16 protein-coding genes (1 of these 16 cut by a window edge) are annotated in these 19,003 nt (G+C 36.0%); 14 read left to right on the top strand and 2 right to left on the bottom strand.

Annotation, left to right across the window (positions count from 1 at the left end; genetic code table 11):
* Window positions 1-60: 60 nt before the first annotated feature.
* Both RBU59_RS11280 and RBU59_RS11275 read right to left on the bottom strand, forming a co-directional pair.
* Window positions 61-765, bottom strand: coding sequence for a response regulator transcription factor (locus RBU59_RS11280; protein ID WP_308147966.1), 705 nt, complete (start codon window positions 763-765; stop codon window positions 61-63).
* On the bottom strand, window positions 762-2,291 hold the full coding sequence (locus RBU59_RS11275) for an ATP-binding protein (RefSeq protein ID WP_308147965.1): 1,530 nt from the start codon (window positions 2,289-2,291) through the stop codon (window positions 762-764). The genes RBU59_RS11280 and RBU59_RS11275 overlap by 4 nt, the downstream gene beginning before the upstream one ends.
* Window positions 2,292-2,500: 209 nt before the next feature.
* On the opposite strand from RBU59_RS11275, the gene RBU59_RS11270 reads away from it, so the two are divergent.
* The 14 genes from RBU59_RS11270 to RBU59_RS11205 form a co-directional block, all read left to right on the top strand.
* Window positions 2,501-3,553 (top strand): inorganic phosphate transporter, encoded by a 1,053-nt coding sequence (locus tag RBU59_RS11270; RefSeq protein ID WP_308147964.1) that lies wholly within the window; start codon window positions 2,501-2,503, stop codon window positions 3,551-3,553.
* A 132-nt stretch (window positions 3,554-3,685) separates the two neighbouring features.
* Window positions 3,686-4,309, top strand: coding sequence for a DUF47 domain-containing protein (locus tag RBU59_RS11265; RefSeq protein ID WP_308147963.1), 624 nt, complete (start codon window positions 3,686-3,688; stop codon window positions 4,307-4,309).
* Window positions 4,310-4,326: 17 nt separating this feature from the next.
* The gene (locus tag RBU59_RS11260) at window positions 4,327-5,619 is read left to right on the top strand and encodes a TrkH family potassium uptake protein (protein WP_308147962.1); all 1,293 of its coding nucleotides are present in this window, start codon (window positions 4,327-4,329) and stop codon (window positions 5,617-5,619) included.
* A gap of 52 nt (window positions 5,620-5,671) precedes the next feature.
* Window positions 5,672-6,349, top strand: coding sequence for a potassium channel family protein (locus RBU59_RS11255; RefSeq protein WP_308147961.1), 678 nt, complete (start codon window positions 5,672-5,674; stop codon window positions 6,347-6,349).
* Between the two features lie 87 nt (window positions 6,350-6,436).
* On the top strand, window positions 6,437-7,498 hold the full coding sequence (ytvI, locus tag RBU59_RS11250; protein WP_308147960.1) for a sporulation integral membrane protein YtvI: 1,062 nt from the start codon (window positions 6,437-6,439) through the stop codon (window positions 7,496-7,498).
* 167 nt (window positions 7,499-7,665) lie between these two features.
* On the top strand, window positions 7,666-8,607 hold the full coding sequence (locus RBU59_RS11245; RefSeq protein WP_308147959.1) for an AAA family ATPase: 942 nt from the start codon (window positions 7,666-7,668) through the stop codon (window positions 8,605-8,607).
* 8 nt (window positions 8,608-8,615) lie between these two features.
* Window positions 8,616-9,827 (top strand): DUF58 domain-containing protein, encoded by a 1,212-nt coding sequence (locus RBU59_RS11240; protein WP_308147958.1) that lies wholly within the window; start codon window positions 8,616-8,618, stop codon window positions 9,825-9,827.
* 14 nt (window positions 9,828-9,841) lie between these two features.
* Window positions 9,842-12,655: a transglutaminase domain-containing protein gene (locus tag RBU59_RS11235; RefSeq protein ID WP_308147957.1), complete on the top strand. Its 2,814-nt coding sequence runs from the start codon at window positions 9,842-9,844 to the stop codon at window positions 12,653-12,655.
* Between the two features lie 328 nt (window positions 12,656-12,983).
* Window positions 12,984-13,604 carry a cytidylate kinase-like family protein gene (locus RBU59_RS11230; protein ID WP_308147956.1) on the top strand — a complete coding sequence of 207 codons (621 nt, stop codon included), beginning with the start codon at window positions 12,984-12,986 and terminating at the stop codon, window positions 13,602-13,604.
* A gap of 169 nt (window positions 13,605-13,773) precedes the next feature.
* Window positions 13,774-14,967: an AI-2E family transporter gene (locus tag RBU59_RS11225; RefSeq protein WP_308147955.1), complete on the top strand. Its 1,194-nt coding sequence runs from the start codon at window positions 13,774-13,776 to the stop codon at window positions 14,965-14,967.
* 143 nt (window positions 14,968-15,110) lie between these two features.
* Window positions 15,111-16,076 carry an ABC transporter ATP-binding protein gene (locus RBU59_RS28775; RefSeq protein ID WP_330698528.1) on the top strand — a complete coding sequence of 322 codons (966 nt, stop codon included), beginning with the start codon at window positions 15,111-15,113 and terminating at the stop codon, window positions 16,074-16,076.
* Between the two features lie 135 nt (window positions 16,077-16,211).
* On the top strand, window positions 16,212-18,686 hold the full coding sequence (locus RBU59_RS11215; protein ID WP_308147954.1) for a COG1361 S-layer family protein: 2,475 nt from the start codon (window positions 16,212-16,214) through the stop codon (window positions 18,684-18,686).
* An 18-nt stretch (window positions 18,687-18,704) separates the two neighbouring features.
* Window positions 18,705-18,977, top strand: coding sequence for a hypothetical protein (locus tag RBU59_RS11210; protein ID WP_308147953.1), 273 nt, complete (start codon window positions 18,705-18,707; stop codon window positions 18,975-18,977).
* Window positions 18,967-19,003 carry the start of an ABC transporter permease gene (locus tag RBU59_RS11205; protein ID WP_308147952.1) on the top strand. The gene runs 1,295 nt beyond the window's last position, so the window shows 37 of its 1,332 coding nt (coding positions 1-37); its start codon is at window positions 18,967-18,969; its stop codon lies beyond the right edge, outside the window. The genes RBU59_RS11210 and RBU59_RS11205 overlap by 11 nt, the downstream gene beginning before the upstream one ends.

Below are 19,003 nucleotides of genomic sequence, written 5' to 3'. Positions count from 1 at the left end.
CTTTATTTACCATTGTATTATAGCATAACGAATATAGGAATCAATTATCTTAATCAAATTTTAATCATCTTCAATCATTCGGTATCCTACACCGATTTCAGTGAATATATATTCCGGATCCACCGGATTTTTCTCTAATTTTCGTCGGATATTAGCCATATTAACTCTTAAGATTTGATTGTCTTTTAAAGCAAAAGGACCCCATATTTTAGATATAATAAAATCATAAGTAAGAACTTTTCCGGCATTACGGGCCAACAGGGATACAAGTTTATATTCTATCTGAGTTAAATGAACCTCTTCACCGTTTACGGTTACAAGATATTTATTAAAATCTATGATTAAACCTTTTGCTTTAAAAGCATCTTGTGATGATTTACCGCCGGATCCGGTCTTAGTATTATGGCGGATGGCAGTACGGATTCTGGCCAATAATTCTGAAGTACCAAAAGGTTTGGTAATATAATCATCGGCACCCAGATCCAGAGCCTGTACTTTGGATTTTTCATCACCTCTGGCAGATACTATAATAACCGGTGTATCGGACCATTCTCTTACTTCTTTTAATACGGTAAGGCCATCCATATCCGGAAGACCAAGATCCAGCAGAACCACATCCGGGCAGTGGGAAGGGATCAGGGAAACAGCTTCTTTCCCGGTGCTGCATTCAATTACTTTATATTCATTAGCCGACAGTGTGGTTGCAATAAAATTGCATATGTTAGGTTCATCTTCCACAACCAGAATCATAGCTTTCCGATTCATTTGATTAAACTCCCTTCCAAAGGCAGGGTGAAAGTAAAGACGGCACCTTGCCCATCATTGTTTTTCGCGGTAATAGTACCCCCATGTGCATTGATGATTGTTTTACAGATAGATAAACCAATTCCAAGTCCTTTAGCGGAATCGCTGCTTAAATTTTCTGTCTGGGAACAGCCGTCAAATATAGAATCTATTTTGGATACGGAAATACCCTTACCCTCATCCTTAATATGAAAAGTAATATCGGAATCATCCTTTTCAACCAGTAAAATGACCGGCTTATTGTTACCGGAGTATTTAATTGCGTTCTCCAATAAGTTGATAATAACCTGCTCGATCAGAGTTGCATCCATAGGTACCATAATAAAGTCATCCGGTATATTCACTTTAATATTGGCATATGGAAACCGCTTGCGGGTCCTCATAATTGCCTCGGTTATGACTTCCTCAAGTGGTTCGGGTACTTTATTAACAGAAGAATTACCCTCCCGTATTCGAGTAACGGATAACAGATTTTCTACCATATGGAGAAGCCAGTTGGAATCCTCATAAATGTATTCGATTAATTTAATCTGCTCCTTTTCACTTAAAATATTTTTATTATTCAGTATAGTTTCACTGGCACCGATCATACCGGTTAACGGAGTTCTAAGATCGTGGGATACGGCCCTTAAAAGATTAGCTCTTGTTTTTTCCTTTTCGTTTTCTATCTGTATTAATTGCTGGTTGTCTGACAGATGCTGCCTTTCTATAGCAAGGGCGACCTGTTTAATAATTAAATTAAGTGAAGAAATATTAATTTGCTTAAACTTTTCCTGGCCAGTCCGAAAAATACCCATAACCCCCCAAATGGTATTGTGAGAAAGCAGGGGGAGATACGTACAGCTGGAAACTCCGGGAAAATCAGTGCCGATTCCGGCCGGGCTTTTGTTTTGGAATACCCAGTTGGCGATAAACTCTTCATGGTGGGAATGAATAATTTTTTCATGTTCCGGTTTTAAACTACTCATATAACATTTGCTGCCTAACTGGGGAGATTCTTCATAATAAACAACCGTGGTTCCCGTAAATTCACCGATGTATTCCAGAGCCACTTCAATAATACCGGTGAGATCATTAGTGGAAAACAGCCTGTTATTGATTTCATTTAGCCGGTTTGATTTTGCTTCCCGCTCCTCCGCCCGTTTTGTGAAATCCTTTAAATGAGAGATGGTAGTACTGATTATGACAGATATGGATAACAGGCCTGTCAGGGTAAGGGGATAGCCATAACGGTTAAATTGCAAAAAAGACGGATAATTAAAATAATAATTGACAGCCGCACCGCCCAGGACGGAAGATAATATACCCCAGAAATACCCGTCTGTTACCTTGGCAATCAAAATGATAGTCAAAAAGTAAAGGATAAGAGAATTTAGACGGTTATGAGTTATTATTATGAGAAGAAATGACAAAGTAACAGCAGTTAAAAGAATTAAAAATGTCTTTAAACCGTTTTTAAAGTCATTCCTGAAATTATGTTTTTCCATTGGGTCCCTTTCCAAGATAAATTAGGAGAATTAGAGCATTCTGCAATTAATGATAAAACTTCTTTTATTATACTACATATAGAAAGGAAAACCTAGTAATACTAAATAAAGAAAACGTTAAGAAATTTAGATAATATTGAAATTTTGTAAAATACATGTTAAGATTCACTTGTTTATGAAAAAATAATATAGTACTTAGGGAGACAATTATGACATTTTCTTTGAGTGAATTTATTGGACAGATAATAAGTAACCCACCTTTACTTATTACCGTAATTCTTACTTTAGGTGTAATATTGGTAAACGGATGGACCGATGCACCGAATGCGATAGCAACTTGTGTATCAACCAGGTCAATGGGACCCAAAAAGGCAATCGTTATGGCAGCAGTGTTTAATTTTTTAGGTGTATTTGTAATGACACTGTTGAATGCTACAGTTGCTCAGACTATTTATAATATGGTTGATTTTGGAGGAGATCCCAAGAATTCCCTGATTGCTCTTTGCGCGGCATTGTTTGCTATAGTTTTATGGGCAACCGCTGCCTGGGCTTTTGGAATACCAACCAGTGAAAGCCATGCATTAATTGCCGGTGTTTCCGGTGCGGCAATCGCGCTGCAGGGAGGATTTTCCGGTATTAACGGTCACGAATGGATAAAGGTTATATATGGTTTGTTTTTATCCACCATATTGGGTTTTGTGCTCGGTTTTTTTGTGGTTCGCCTAATTGGGATTCTTTTCAAGAGAGTGGACAAGCGTAAGTCCAGACCGTTTTTTCAATACGCTCAGATAACCGGCGGAGCTTTTATGGCATTTATGCACGGAGCGCAGGACGGTCAGAAATTTATGGGTGTATTTATGTTAGGTATATTCCTTGCAAACGGTCAGAGTAATGTTTCAAATTTTCATATCCCGGTCTGGTTAATGATTTTGTGTTCCGTAGTGATGGCACTTGGAACTTCCATCGGAGGTTATCGTATTATAAAAACAGTAGGCATGGGTATGGTCAAAATGGATACTTACCAGGGATTCGGAGCAGATTTAGCCGCAGCCATAAGTCTTTTTATGGCATCGGTATTCGGTTTGCCGGTTAGTACAACGCATACGAAAACAACAGCGATTATGGGTGTTGGTGCATCCAAGAGAGTTAGTTCGGTAAATTGGAGCGTTGTACAGGAAATGGCCGCAGCTTGGGTTTTAACTTTTCCGGGATGTGGTGTGGTAGGATTTTTAATGGCTTACATATTTATGAGAATCTTTTAAATATTAAGTATTTTATATTTAACTATTTTGGTTGAAAGAAAATATTAGAAGAGAAAGGAATGCCACACTAAGATTCTTTCAGCTGATTATGTGGCAGTATCCCGGCAAGCTGGGATATGAAAAGGTATATATATGAAAGGTAAAAAAGATTATAATTATTTTGAGGCATTTGTAGATTTATCAAAATTTTCATTAAAATCCGCTGAAATATTAAACAAAACGTTACGTGAATTTGATATAAAAAAATTGGAAGAGAAGCTTCGTGAAATGCATAATATTGAGCATTCCGCAGATATAGCAAAACATGATATGCTGAACAGGTTAGTGAAAGAATTCCTTCCTCCTATTGAGAGAGAAGATATAACCAGTCTTTCACAAAAAATTGATGATGTTACGGATGCGATTGAAGATGTGTTAATGGGTATTGATATTTTTAATGTACAATCCATACGCCCGGAAATATTAAAATTTACGGAAATGATTGTAGACTGCTGCAAATCCATGGATGTTGCTTTAGCGGAATTTCAGAATTTTAAAAAATCCAAAAGATTACATTCTGAGATTGTAGAAATCAACCGTCTGGAAGAAGAGGGAGATGCACTGTATCTTAGTGGTGTACGTAACCTGTATAAAACATCAAAAGATCCAATTGAGCTGATGGTATGGACAGAAATCTTCCGTAGACTGGAAAAATGCTGTGATGCCTGTGAAGATGTCGCAAATGATATTGAAAATATCGTAATGAAAAATTCATAAAGGAATGGTGATTTTAGGTGGCTATATTTAAAAAAATGAGTCCAGGCAGGTTTATTGTATTAGGTTTTGCTGCGGTAATCCTATTGGGGTCATTGTTATTAGTATTACCATTTACATCAAATCATGAAGTGAAAGTATCTTTTATAGATGCTTTATTTACGTCAACTAGTGCAGTCTGTGTTACAGGCTTAGCTACAGTTGATACGAGAGACAGCTTTAATGTTTTGGGAAGAATAGTGGTAGCACTTTTAATCCAAGTCGGAGGGCTTGGATTTGCTTCAGTAGGTGTAGGTTTTTTCCTGCTGGCGAGAAAAAAAGTATCTTTTAAAGACAGATTAGTTATAAAAGAAGCCTTAAATCTGGGATCTGTAAAAGGTATTGTTAAACTGGTTAAATCAGTTTTGTTAATAACACTTAGTTTTGAGTTAGTCGGTGTAATACTTAGCTTTATTGTATTTTCAAAAGATTACCCGCCTTTGACAGCGCTTGGAATAAGTATGTTTCATGCAGTATCCTCATTTAATAATGCAGGGTTTGATGTTTTAGGAGGATTCAAAGGTTTAGTTCCCTATGTGGATAATGTTCTCTTGAATCTTACTACATGTGGGTTAATTATATTTGGAGGACTTGGTTTTTTTGTTATTAAGGAAATTATTCATAAACATTCTTTTAAAAAATTCAGTCTACACACTAAAATCGTTTTAACTATGACAGCAGCGTTATTAATAACGGGTACATTATTAATAAAATTAACCGAAGACGTAAGCTGGTTAGGGGCATTTTTCTTCAGTACTTCAGCCAGAACAGCCGGATTTGCAACTTATGCAGTTGGGTCATTTACAAATGCCGGTCTTTTTGTTATTATTATCTTAATGTTTATTGGTGCATCTCCCGGATCAACAGGCGGTGGTATTAAGACTACGACAGCGTTTACTTTATTCAGAAGTGCATATAGTATAGCTACAAACAAACATTGCTGCGCTTTCAAAAGGCGCATACCGCATGAGGTGGTTACAAAAGCGTTCATTATAACGTTTTTAGCGCTTTCCTTAATATGCGTTGATACATTCTTGATTAGTATTATTGAACCGGAATATTCATTTATACAAGTGCTTTTTGAAGTGGTGTCCGCTTTTGGTACGGTAGGTTTATCAACAGGCATTACGACAGAGTTATCTTCTTTAAGTAAACTCATTCTGATATTAACTATGTTTATAGGGCGTTTGGGACCGTTAACCATAGCAACCATATGGTCATTTAAAGCGATGCCCAATGTCACCTATTCGGAAGAAACATTAACAATTGGTTAAAAAAGTATATTAAAGATTAAAAGTAATTTTGGTATCTCTTGGGAGGATTATAATGATACAGCATAAATCAATCATAGAATTCGGTATAATAGGACTTGGACGTTTTGGATTTGCATTAGCTAAAACCTTAGCAGATGCCGGAAAAGAAGTATTAGTTATAGATAATAATGAAAACAAAATTAAACAAATCAGGAATATTACGGAAAATGCTTTCGTAGTAGGCCCACTGGATAAAGAAACTTTGGAAGACGCGGGTATTCAGAATTGTCAGACAGTAATCGTATGTATCGGAGAGAAGATTGATGTAAGCATCTTAACTACCCTTAATGTTATCAGCATGGGTGTTCCAAGAGTAATTGCCAAAGCGATCAGCTATGAGCAGGGTATGGTATTGGAAAAAATCGGAGCAGAAGTAATTTATCCGGAAAGCGATATGGCAATCAGGCTTGCGGACCGTTTAATCTCCTCAAGTATCCTGGACTCCATTGAGTTAACCGGTGATATTGCCATAGCTGAATTAAAACTCACATCAAAACTTGCGGAGCAGACTGTCGTACAGGCAAACCTGCGTAAAAAATATAATCTTAATATTATAGCACTGGAACAGGGTGGAAAAACTACTACAGATATTACTCCTGATATTGAATTAAAGGTGAATGATAAAATCGTTGTTGTGGGTAAGCGTGTCAATATTAAGAAATTCGAGGAATTCTTAACCGGTATTCGATAAGAATTTTGAACTATAACAGGCAATTGGGAAACTGGAGCATTGTAGTTTCTCAATTGCCTGAGGAATCTATAAAATAGGAGAAGAAGAATGAATTTAAATAAGCAAAAGGCGTTTCTTATACATTTTGCGTATTTTTCAGTTATCTTAGGAATTGCGTATATTAGTATTAAATATTTCCTGCCGTTACTGATGCCATTTGTCATTGGTTTAATTGTTGCTGCGCTGTTACGTCCTCTTATTGATGTTATATCAGGTAAATTACATTTGAAGCGATCTTTTGTTTCCATCTTTATTCTTCTGCTTTTTTATAGTTTTATAGCTTTTTTAGCGACCTTGATGAGTGCGAGGGTGTTTTCATTTGTTCAGAATATATTTTATCAGCTGCCTAAAATATATGCAGATTCCATTAATCCTGCACTAAATAAAGCTGCAGGGGATATACTGAACCGGTTCCCGGATATTGAGATTTATTTGGAAGATATTTTTAACAGTATCAATGAATCTATTTTTTCTTTTCTTACCAAAGCATCTTCCACTGTAGTAGGTGCCATAACCGGTTTTGCAGGACAGGTTCCTTCCATATTGATTAATTTCATTTTTACAATAGTATCTACCTTTTTCTTTACCATAGATTATCACAGAATTGCAGGTTTTGTACTGAAACAGTTTTCCAGTGAAAAGAGGAATATGATTATACTGGTGAAAGACAATATAATTGGTACCTTGGGCAAATTCATCAGAGCTTATACCACTTTAATTATTATAACTTTTTTGGAATTATCAGTAGGATTTTGGATCTTAAAGATACCGAATCCCTTTCTTGTAGCGGCCCTTGTTGCTTTTGTAGATATACTTCCCATACTTGGAACCGGAGCCGTGCTGCTGCCTTGGACAATTATTTCTTTTATCTTCGGAAATAATACCATGGGTATTGGAATACTGATTTTATATGTTGTTATTACCGTAGTAAGACAAACCTTAGAACCTAAAATAGTCGGACAGCAGATAGGTCTTCATCCGGTTGTAACATTAATTTGCATCTTCGTGGGTGCGCAGCTGTTAGGAGTAGTTGGTATCTTCCTTCTTCCGGTAACGGCTACAATCATTAAAAAGCTAAATGATGAAGGAACCATTCATTTCTTTCGTTAACTAAAATTGGAAATTGTGTATAAAATATCAAAAGTCTGCTTAAAACTTATTAATGCCAATGAGTTTTATGCAGACTTTTTTGGGACTTCAACTTGCAATTATTTACAATATAAGCTATAGTTATTTATCATGACATAAAATGAGGAAAGTTTAAGGGGACTATTATTATGGATATTTATTCTGAAAATACGCAACAAATTATAAATGAAGTAGGTAAAGTTATAATTGGTAAAAATCATATTATAAGCAAAGTTTTAACTGCAATATTGGCAAAAGGCCATATATTAATTGAAGATATTCCAGGGGTAGGAAAAACTACCCTTGCACTTGCATTTTCCCGTGTTATGGATTTAGAACATAATAGGCTTCAGTTTACTCCGGATGTTCTGCCGACAGATGTAGTAGGTTATCATCTTCTTACGAAAGAAGAGGGTGACTACCAGTTTAAACCGGGCCCTGTAATGTGTAATTTATTCTTAGCAGACGAAATTAACCGTACTTCACCAAAATCTCAATCGGCTTTGTTAGAAGTCATGGAGGAGGGAACCGTAACCGTTGACGGTATAACAAAAGAGATTCCAAAACCATTCACGGTAATCGCCACCCAGAACCCAATCGGCTCTATCGGAACCCAGATGTTACCTGAATCGCAATTAGACCGTTTTATGATAAAATTAACTATGGGATATCCGGATATCCGAAGTGAAGTAAATATGTTAAAAGGCAGGCAGACGGCTAATCCTTTATCCAACTTGAATAAAGTAATTAACCAGAAAGAAATTCTTGCGATGCAGGCTAAGGTTGAACAAGTATTTATTCATGACAGTATATATGATTATATTGTTAATTTAATACTGCTGACCAGGAAAAACCCTTATATAGAATTGGGGTTAAGCCCAAGAGGAACTATCGCTTTAACAAATATGGCTAAGGCGAATGCTTTTATTCATAACAGGGATTATCTGATACCCGATGATGTCAAGGCAGTTTTTCGTGAGGTAACCACACATCGTATCCTGTTAAAACCGAAAGCACGGTTAAACGATATAACAATAGACCGCCTGATTGATACCATTTTACAACAGGTACAAGCCCCCAGGGTAGGATAGGAGATTATATGGTCAGAAATAAATTGGGATATCTTTTGTTTCTTATTATTGCCGGTTTTTTTGCCATATTATATAATGAGTATTTTATAGGTATCATCTTTCTAACCGCGGTAGTGTTTCCTATGGTTCTGCTTTCAATTGCTGTTTACTGCTCTTTTAAAGTAAGAATAAAACTGGATAGTACTACGAAAACCGCAGGAAAACGTGAATTTCTTAATTTGACTGTTAATCTTAACAATACTTCAATCTTTCCTATAGCCCGTATGAACATAGTAATTGAATACTACAATGAACTCTCTAAAGAGGGCAATAAGGAAAGTATACAGGTAACTTTAGATCAGAAAAGTTCTCAGAATGTATCCTGCCAAATTAGCTCCAAGTACAGTGGTAATGTATTATTTAAAGTGAAAAGCATTACCTTATATGATTATTTCCACATCTGGTCGTTTACCAGAAAAAGTAAGCAGGAAATTCCAGTAACAGTTCTGCCTGAAACTTATGAAATTCCGGTTGATATAATAAAAGAAAATCATTTTATTAACATAGACAGTGGAATCTATTCCGATAACAGGCCTGGAGATGACCCTTCTGAAGTATTTGGTATCAGAGAATACAGGGAAGGGGATAAACCAAACCGCATCCATCAAAAACTCACGTTAAAGCAGTCGCAGCTGATGGTAAAGGAATTTAGTGAACCGGTGAAAGAGGTTATCGCTGTGTTTTTAGATTTAAATTGCAAAGGTAAATATGTAACAAGGCTGCAGATCCTGGATGGTTTACTGGATTGCATCATATCCATTGCCTATAACCTTATCATCAATCAACATAGATTTAAGATGTTTTGGTTTGAAAATAATGAAAGGAAAGAAGGGGAGTTTTCCGTTCAAACAGAAGAGGATTGTTTAGCAGCAATTGGACAGCTTTTAAAGTTACAGTTTCCGGTTAATAATACCTCAATTCTTACGGAACAAAACCGATACGGAATTAATAAAAGTTACACCCATGTAATTTATATTACCTCTGAATTCAGAGAAGAGGATATTTTTGAATGGTCTAGGAATCATAAAGATACTTTTTTTACTGTGCTCTATATCAATGATTTGGATAAATATCCGGTAAATGAGAAGTTAAAATCGGTATTGTATGATTTCAATATTGATTTATATGAAATCGATATCAATAATATTGAATCAACAATCAGGGCTGTCGGAATCGCTTAGAAAGGAGTAAGTCCTTGTTTCACAGGAATAAAATAGAAAATAATAATGGAATTGAGTTTACAAAAAGAAACCGTATTACGCTGACCAATAAGATACAAATATCAACCCAGCTTAAGCTGCTGCAGTTTATGCTTATCATAGCAGGGGTATTTGGGACCCTACTTAGTTTAATCAGTGGACTTTCAATAGAAGTAAATAAAATGAGTTTACTTGTGGCTGTTTTTCTTGCTTCAGTATACTTTTTTACAGTATTTACAACACCCGGTCTGATGAAATATGGACTGTTATTCTTTGCGCTGATCTATCTGATCGCAGGTTATGTATTTTGGAAGGAGATAAAAAACGGATTCTGGCATTTGGAAAATATTTATATCAGTAAAATCAATACTTATTTAGGCACTAATGTTTTAAAATATTTAGTTGAAGATTACGACCCTATAATGGTACTAACTATATTTTTTGTTTTTGCTGCAATTTTATTGTGTCTGCTATTAAGTTACGTTATTTTGCTTAATGTTCTGCGGCCTTTGTTTGTAATCGTAACCTTACCAATCGTTTTTTTAGCATTTACCGTAGGCTGCATTCCAGCACCTGTACCCTTTGGAATCTATCTGGCCTGTGCAGTTAGCGTAATCGGAATAGGAACCACATTAAAAGAGAAACACCATTATTATATAAAAAATATTCGTAAAAAACAAAAAGCACTAAATGATAGCGAAAATGAAATAACGGAAAATCAGCTGCTGGAACAAAAATTCAGATATATCATAGGATTGAAAATAGGAGGTTTTTTAGCTGTATTATTATTAAGCATAATTTTAGTCTTATCTATTCTGTTTACACCGGACTTTTATGAAGAAAAAATTAATATAGCGAATACCAAAAATAAAATACAGAAAGAAATGATGGAGTTTAATCTGGAAGATGCCATCGGCCAGGTAAGTTCCATTCAGGTAGACGGGCTTAACCTGTTCGAGGGGATTACAGCCTCAGGCGGTTTGAGCGGCGGCAAATTGGGTAGAATAGGAGAAGTAAATTTTAATAACCAGACTATGCTCAGGATTAAAACAGCGGCCATGGGGTCCGGTCTATACATGAAAGGTTATGTGGGAAGTGAATATAAAGGTAATTATTGGGATGGCTTAAGCAAGACAGAGCTAAAAGAATACAAAAAAACAGAAAATTTATGGAAAAACAGTAATTTTAAGATTGGTAACCAAACCAGTTATTTTTTATCCTTGATTCAACAATTGGATGGGAAATCCTACACTGATTTCAGCTATTCCATAAGTAATATAGAGGTGGATGGTATTCGTTCGGACTCGGATTATATCTATGCACCTTATTATTCCGTTTATTCACCGGATTCCGTAATGAAAGCAGATAACCCGGAATATGTAACACCAAAGAAGAGACAGAGCTCATATTCGCTGGAGTATTATAACTGCTTTAACAATATATATCAGTTTGAACTGAATAGTGATTATACAATATTAAGCAGCTCTTTTTCAAATAATGGTTTAAGTGAAGAAAAAAGAAAAGCGGAGACTTTGGCGCTTAATCGATTGAAGGATTACCGGACTTTTGAAGAAGCTTACCGGAAATTTGTTTACAAAACTTATACGCAGGTCCCGGATAAAGGTCTGGAGCACCTGAGGGAAGATTATGGAGCAATTCAATATGAGGGTTATAAGAAACAATATGGCAGAAAAGCGCTAAATAAACTTATTGAAATGGTTCGTGAAAATTTAGATAAGGAGACGACATATTCATTGAGCCCAGGTATTTTACCAAAGGATAAGGACTTCGTAGAGTATTTCTTATATGAAAATAAAACAGGCTATTGTACCCACTATGCTTCTGCTGCTGTTTTGATTTTTCGAATCATGGGAATTCCAGCCAGATATGTGGAGGGGTATATTGTAAAACCCAGTGATATATTAAAAGGCACCGATAGCGACGTAGCGGATGTTAAAGAATTTGAGAAAGGTAAACTTAAAGAATATCAGGCAACTGAGAAGTTAATTGAAATCCCGGATGCCAATGCCCATGCCTGGGTCGAGGTCTATGTAGATGGCTTTGGATGGGCACCTGTTGAAGTTACTCCTGGTTTTAACGGCAGCGGTAACGGGGAGGGATATACGAAAGATTCAAAGGAGGAAGAGAGCCTATCAAAATCCGATAAAGATACAGAAGCAGTCAAGGAATCTGAAATCTCTGATAATAAGAAAGAAAACGATCTAAGTCAAAAAGAAAACGATCAGAATGAAGAAACTAAAAATGACGGGAATTCACAGGAAGAATCGACAGTCTCTGAATTAGAGAAAGAGGGGACAAAAGCGAATGGTGCAACGGTAACGGATAAAAATCAAAAGTTATTAATTTCGTTATACCTAAAAAAAGCCGGCTGGATTATTCTGTGGACGGTTGTTTTATTCAGTGTGATTTTATCGTATTTTATACTTCGCTCTTTTCTGGTTCAGAATAATAGAAAAAAGATAAGAAAAGCAGCTGACTTCAGTAAAAGAGTATTGCTAAGATATAAAGAAATCAGGCGTATCTTAGACTTTTACCATATAAAAATGGATGAAGAATTAACCTATGAGGAGACAGCAGCACGTGTGGAAGAACATTGGAAATTGATAAAAACCGGTGGATTTGTACAGTTTTATGGAATTGTATTAAAGGCGGGTTTTGACCGGCATTGTATTACTAAGGAGGAATACCGGGAAGCAGAAAAATTTTATAGGGAACTTATAAATTCTGTTTATCATAATACAACTCCTGCAAAAAAGTTTATCTTACGGTTTGTTAAAGTGTTTTATTAAACCTGACGATCTGTAGTTACTGTTCACTCCCCTGCAAAAAGCAGCAGTTCCGCGAACAATAACACGCTTCGCGATGCACACAAAACGCGAAGACTGCGTTCCTACGCTGCTATTCTCCGGTTTTCTGTGACAATACACTCATAAAAAACACGTCGCGTTTATTGGCCTGAACAGTAACGGTCTGTAACAAATAACTTCTTAAAACTAGAAAATTCAGTTCACAGGATAGAATAACTATGCTATAATGGTAGTGAAAATAGTTATATTTGGCATTTTTTCTGTTCGTTTTATTCTATGATGAATCAATAGGGAAAGGCGGGTAGGTTATATGAAAAACGTGATAACAATAAGCAGGCAGTACGGAAGCGGCGGAAGAGAAATTGGTAAGAAACTTGCCGATAAACTTGGTATCCCATTTTATGATAATGAATTAATAAACCTTGCAGCCAAGGAAAGCGGATATTGTACCTCAGTTTTTGAAAATGCTGAAAATAAAGCAACAAATAGTTTGTTATATTCTATTGCCATGGGAATGAATGCATATGGAAACCAGGAATTAGGATTTACTAATTTGTCCTTAGATGACCGGATTTATCTGACGCAATCAGATGTTATAAGGCAGGTAGCACAGAAAGGACCCTGTGTTATTGTAGGCAGGTGTGCAGACTATGTATTAAAGGATTTACCCGGAGTTATAAATGTATTTATATGGGCAGACGTTAAATTCAGAATTAAGAGAGTTATGGAGTCGGATAATTTGTCGGAAGTAAAAGCCGGAGATAGAATCCAAAAAATCGATAAAGGCAGAGCTAATTATTATAACTACCATTCCTCAGAAAAATGGGGAAGGGCTGAAAACTATCATTTATCCCTGCGAAGTGATTTTATAGGAATAGACAGTTGTGCAGACTGCATTAAATCTTATATCGAATATGCTAACAAGAAATGAAATAGGATAGTCTTAACTTACTGGGTAATTGCGACACAAAGGTGAAGTGTCGTAATTACCTAGATTATTTTCGTGTAAGAGCCTGTTTTGACACACCGCAAACGGTCGAAGTTAACCTGGGTACTTCTTCCGATTACAACTACAGAATTTGAAAGGTTTGGTTAATTAAATGAATTGGAATAATAAATTAAATAAGAGATATACCTTAATATCTTTATATGTGATTGTAACCTGTATCATTATTTATTGTTTGAGTTTAGTGGCAAAAAGTGCTCCCTCTATTATAAAAGACATCATGAGTCGAGTAAATTGGTTTATGCAGGTGGCAAAACCGATTTTATTTGGTTTTGTGTTTGCATATCTTTTTGATCCGTTGAATGATTTCCTTGAAGAAAAATTAAAGAAAATAAAGATTAAAAACAAACAATTGAAGTCTACCCGTTCCTGGGCTGTTCTTATAACCATCATATTATTTTTTATTGTAATTATCGGAATTATATCCATATTGGTTTTCACTGTAACCGATCAGTTAAGACTTGCTAATTTTGATGATATTATAGTATTGGTTAATTCTTATTTGAATACCTTTAATGATTTCTATAATTCCATATCGGCTAAACTGGATGATTTAAACATACAATCCAATGAAATAACACAATATGTTAAGGATGCGGCCACCTATATCTTAAATTATTTAAAGACGGCAGGGATGTCCCTGGCTACCTCTATCAGTAATATTTCAACCTATATTACAACGTTTCTATTTTCATTTATTATTGCTATTTATTTTATGATAGATGGAAAAATGATTTTAGATTATATAAAGAAAGTTGGCAAAGCCTTATTAAGTGATAAATGGAATACAAGAATTGCCAGATTTCTGGCTGATGCTGACAGCGTTTTTTCAGGGTACATCAGAGGACAGCTTACAGACGCGTTAGTAATGGCTGTTTTAATTAGTATTACCCTTTCTATCACCGGTGTGAAATTCGCAGTGATTATTGGTATATTAGCAGGCATTGGTAACCTGGTTCCTTATCTTGGCCCGATAGTAGCTTATTTTAGTACCGCACTGATTTGTATAATTAATGGCCAGTATAAGGTATTGATAGCTGCATTAATAGCATTATTTATCATTCAGGCCATAGATGGTAATATTATTGCGCCTAAGCTTCTTAGCCAGAGTATTCAGATTCATCCTGTATTAGTTATAATTTCCTTGATATTCGGCAGTGCTATAGGAGGATTGCTTGGTATGCTTTTAGCAGTACCGGTAGGTGCACTCATAAAGGTTTTATTTGTACGGTATATCAATCACCAGTTGGAAAAGAAAGAAGCAGAAAGCAACAACATGACAAAGTAGATGTTATCATTATATTAATGAAAACATGACATAATTTAACAAAATGTCATAAAAATTTAAGAAATAATATAGTCTTTATTTAATAAATTTAGAGTAACATAAACTGGAGAAAAGAATCCGAAAAAAGGGAGGAGGATGCCAGGGTGGATGACCAGATTGAAAAGATAATCGAGGTTAAGAATGTTAAAAAAGTATATCGAATGGGCAGCGAAAAAATATTTGCTGTTGACGATGTAAGCTTTGATATTTTAAAAGGTGAGTTCTGCTGCTTGTTAGGAACTTCGGGTTCAGGTAAATCAACACTTCTTAACCTGATGGCTGGTATAGAGAAATTATCCGGTGGTCAGATTATTATAAAAGGTAAGAAAATTCATAAGATGAATGAAAACAGTCTGGCTAGGTTCAGACAGCGCTATTTAGGTTTTGTTTTTCAATCTTACAACCTTATGAGTTCTATGACGGCTTTGGAAAATGTGGAATTTCCGCTGGTATTTAAAAGAGTCAAAACTAAAGTCCGAAAAAAGATGGCAAGAGATATGCTGATAGAAGTTGGACTGGGTACAAGATTATCGCATAAACCGAAAGAGATGAGCGGCGGGCAGCAGCAGAGGGTCGGGATAGCCAGAGCATTCGTAGCAAAACCGGAGATCGTATTTGCTGATGAACCTACCGGGAATCTGGATACAAAAACGGCTATGGAAGTTATGAATCTGATTAAAAGTATAGCCAAAGATAATAACCAGACCATTGTAATGGTTACTCATGACCGAAGACTGGCAGATTTTGCTGACAGGATCATACATATTTTAGATGGTAAAATCCAAAGTGTTGAACTGAATCACAATCCGAAAGAGGTTAATAAAGATTGTAATAATTCGGAAGAGAATAATAAGGAGAACGGTTTTGGCTTTGATACGGTACCATCTCAAAAGGCGCAAACTGAGACTGCATTATCTGAAACTGTTCAAGCAGAAATTACAAAATCTGAGAACGAACAAGCTGATACTTCACAAATTGATTCAAAACAAGCAGATCTATTATCAATCCAATTGAATGAGACAGGTAATAGGTCGGAGGTTAAAGAGGAAAGAGAAACGCCTGCTGGTTAATTAATAGAAATACCTGCAAAATAACAACAAGCAGCTTATTGAATATAAATAAAAATGCGTATAAAGGTATTACTTGTTTCTTCGAAGCAGGTAATTACAGGGAATAAGAAAATTAAGGAAGTAGAGGGAGAAAAAATGAAAAGAGTAAGAAAAATCTTTACTGCGATCTTAACTCTGGCATTAATCTTAAGCAATATATTAGGTAATGTGATTGTCGCAGATGCAGAATCTTATAATGATAAAGCAACAGCGATTAATTTTGACGGCAGAGTAGATGATATAGAGGGAATACCGGGAGAAACCGCACATGTTAAATTACCTGTCAGAGCAGTTAATGGTTATATTAATGATCCGATAATCAGAGTTAAAACGGAGGATCTGCCATTTACGGTATCAAATATAACCTATTCAGTTGATGGTATTAAACCAGCCGGAATTTCCTATTATGATACTACATATATAGAATTTGATATAAAGGTAAAAGAATCTGCCAAAATAAACAGATATAAATTACAGGTAAGTGTAGAATTTACCGCTGAGGATCAGGATGACGGATCCCTTGACTCTTTTACCTTGGATCTGCCTCTTGCTTATCTGGTAATTAGTAAAGAAAAAGAACCCGCCCAATTGACGGTTGATAATGTAGAATTTAAGGATGCAGTTATTGGCAAGGATACAAAATTATCTTTTATGATAAAAAATGAGGGAGAAATTACAGCTTATAATGCGTATTTCAGTATTGATGGATATGACGCAGCAGGAATTGTCCCCAAATATTCAAAGTTAAAACAAAGTATTGACGATGATGGGGATTTAGCTGCAAATGCAAGCTGTTATGTTGAACTGCCTGTAAGTATAGCTACTACTGCTACAGCCGGTACTAAAAAGTTAACAGTTAAGATGGAATATAAAAATGTAGAGGGGGAAGCCGGTGAAAATTCGGTCGAAATTTATGTTAATATTAAAAATGACAGTATGTCACCTAAAATAGAAGTAGTCAGCACAAAATATGCCAGTGAATTAAAAGCCGGAGACAGCTTTAATCTGGTTGCTACTTTACGTAATACTGGTGAGAAGAAAGCAGATAAAATCGAAGTCTCAGTAGGAGGATTAGGTACAAGCAGTTTTCTGCCGGGTTATACCTCTAAAACCATAGCCGTAAAGGACTTGAAATATAACAATAAAATAGATGTGAAAATTCCTTTGATTGTATCACATGATGCAACAGCGGGTTTAAAAGAAGTGCCGTTAACCATCACTTATAAAGATGATGCAGACGTGGAACTTACGACAACGTCAACATTATACCTGGAAGTAGTATCAGCCGACGGAGTAGATGCTGACGGTAAGCCGAATATAGTTGTAAGTAATGTATCTCAAAATCCTGCACAACCTAATGCAGGTGCACGTATGGATGTTTCTTTCGATCTTGAAAATAAGAGTAAAATCAATATAAAAGAAATTAAAGTTTCTATTGTGAGTGCAGAGGGTGCCAGCTTTGCTCCAATGGATTCCGAACCATATCAGTATATTGATAAATTAGATGGTCATAAAAAGAAAAGAATTTCAATACCCTTAACTGTTTCTGAAAATGCACCGGAGGGAACAAACAGCCTGAATTTAAAGTTAGAATATAAAGTGACAAACGGTAAAATTCAGTCCGACACAGCAACCCTATTTATTCAGGATGTTCAAAACAGCGGTATCGGATCAAGTAAGCCGAAATTAATAATAAGTAATTTTTCAACTGATAAAGAGGAATTAAGAGCAGGTAATAATTTTAAATTTAATTTTGATATCAAAAATACACATTCCAGTGTAGCTGCCAGAAATATTAAGGTTACTGTATCACAGGCTGATAATGTGTTTTCCGTTACCAAAGGCAGCAATACATTTTACATAAATGAAATACCAGCCGGAGAAACGGTGCAAAATACACTGGAACTAAGAGTGAAAGCAGATGCCACTACCAAAGCTTATCCGTTGGAAATTGCCATGGAATATGAATACGAAGGCGCGGAACCTAATCCTCAAACAGGAGAAATAGGAGAGACGGCAAAAGAGACAATTAATCTACAAGCAGTGGAAAATGCAAGACCTGTTGTCGATAATATCGCAGTAGGTTCCTGGGATGCTCCCGTAGTAAATCAACCAACCGCTTTAACTTTCGAATTTTATAACATGGGTAAATCTACGCTTAATAATGTTCATGCTACCGTGGAGGGAGATTATAAACTAAGTACGGGAAATATGTACTTCATCGGTAATGTGCAAGCAGGCAGTCAGGAATATGCGGAGTTAGAGGTAATACCTTCCATTGAAGGTCAGGCAAAAGGAACGCTGGTAGTAACCTTTGAAGACAGTAACGGGGATGAAGTCAGTATTAAGAAAGAATTTGAGGGAACGATACAGGGAGAATTTGTACCAGAAGACGGGGGAGATATGGGAGGAGATATGCCGATTGTAGATACGGCGAAACATCCGATTCTTCCGGCATGGGCTTTTGTCCTTTTGCAAATTGGAATTTTAGTAATCATTACACCGGTAACACGAAAAGTTAGATTAGCATTATATAGAAGAAAGTTAAGAAAACAGGAAGAAGTGGAATAGGCCTGAAAGGAGAGAACTATGACTATATTCATGGATCATGAATTTAATGTACAGGTATTATTAAATGATGCTATGGCGAAAGGTGCTGTTAGTGAAACCGGTGCCGAAGGAAGCGATGGGGAAGTAGTAGGAGAAGTTCAGGGTGATGCCGGTGCCGGCAAGGATCCGCTCCTGTCAAGCTGGCCTTTTGTTATTGGTATATCTGCAGTTACTTTGGCGGTAAGTATTTTTTTGGGCATTTTATTAGCTAAAAGAAAAATAAAAAAAGGATATGAGCTTTATGAGGATTAGCGATTTAATTAAAATGGGTCTAAGGA

Origin of the sequence: Anaerocolumna sp. MB42-C2, assembly GCF_030913705.1 — a bacterium.
Taxonomy (GTDB): Bacteria; Bacillota; Clostridia; order Lachnospirales; family Lachnospiraceae; genus Anaerocolumna.
This window is presented reverse-complemented; position numbering and strand designations above follow the sequence as displayed.

Excerpts from the sequence above, each read along its gene's own strand:
- RBU59_RS11280 (WP_308147966.1), bottom strand. The coding sequence starts at position 765 with ATGAATCGGAAAGCTATGATTCTGGTTGTGGAAGATGAACCTAACATA.
- RBU59_RS11275 (WP_308147965.1), bottom strand. The coding sequence starts at position 2,291 with ATGGAAAAACATAATTTCAGGAATGACTTTAAAAACGGTTTAAAGACA.
- RBU59_RS11270 (WP_308147964.1), top strand. The coding sequence starts at position 2,501 with ATGACATTTTCTTTGAGTGAATTTATTGGACAGATAATAAGTAACCCA.
- RBU59_RS11265 (WP_308147963.1), top strand. The coding sequence starts at position 3,686 with ATGAAAGGTAAAAAAGATTATAATTATTTTGAGGCATTTGTAGATTTA.
- RBU59_RS11255 (WP_308147961.1), top strand. The coding sequence starts at position 5,672 with ATGATACAGCATAAATCAATCATAGAATTCGGTATAATAGGACTTGGA.
- ytvI (WP_308147960.1), top strand. The coding sequence starts at position 6,437 with ATGAATTTAAATAAGCAAAAGGCGTTTCTTATACATTTTGCGTATTTT.
- RBU59_RS11245 (WP_308147959.1), top strand. The coding sequence starts at position 7,666 with ATGGATATTTATTCTGAAAATACGCAACAAATTATAAATGAAGTAGGT.
- RBU59_RS11240 (WP_308147958.1), top strand. The coding sequence starts at position 8,616 with ATGGTCAGAAATAAATTGGGATATCTTTTGTTTCTTATTATTGCCGGT.
- RBU59_RS11230 (WP_308147956.1), top strand. The coding sequence starts at position 12,984 with ATGAAAAACGTGATAACAATAAGCAGGCAGTACGGAAGCGGCGGAAGA.
- RBU59_RS11225 (WP_308147955.1), top strand. The coding sequence starts at position 13,774 with ATGAATTGGAATAATAAATTAAATAAGAGATATACCTTAATATCTTTA.
- RBU59_RS11215 (WP_308147954.1), top strand. The coding sequence starts at position 16,212 with ATGAAAAGAGTAAGAAAAATCTTTACTGCGATCTTAACTCTGGCATTA.
- RBU59_RS11210 (WP_308147953.1), top strand. The coding sequence starts at position 18,705 with ATGACTATATTCATGGATCATGAATTTAATGTACAGGTATTATTAAAT.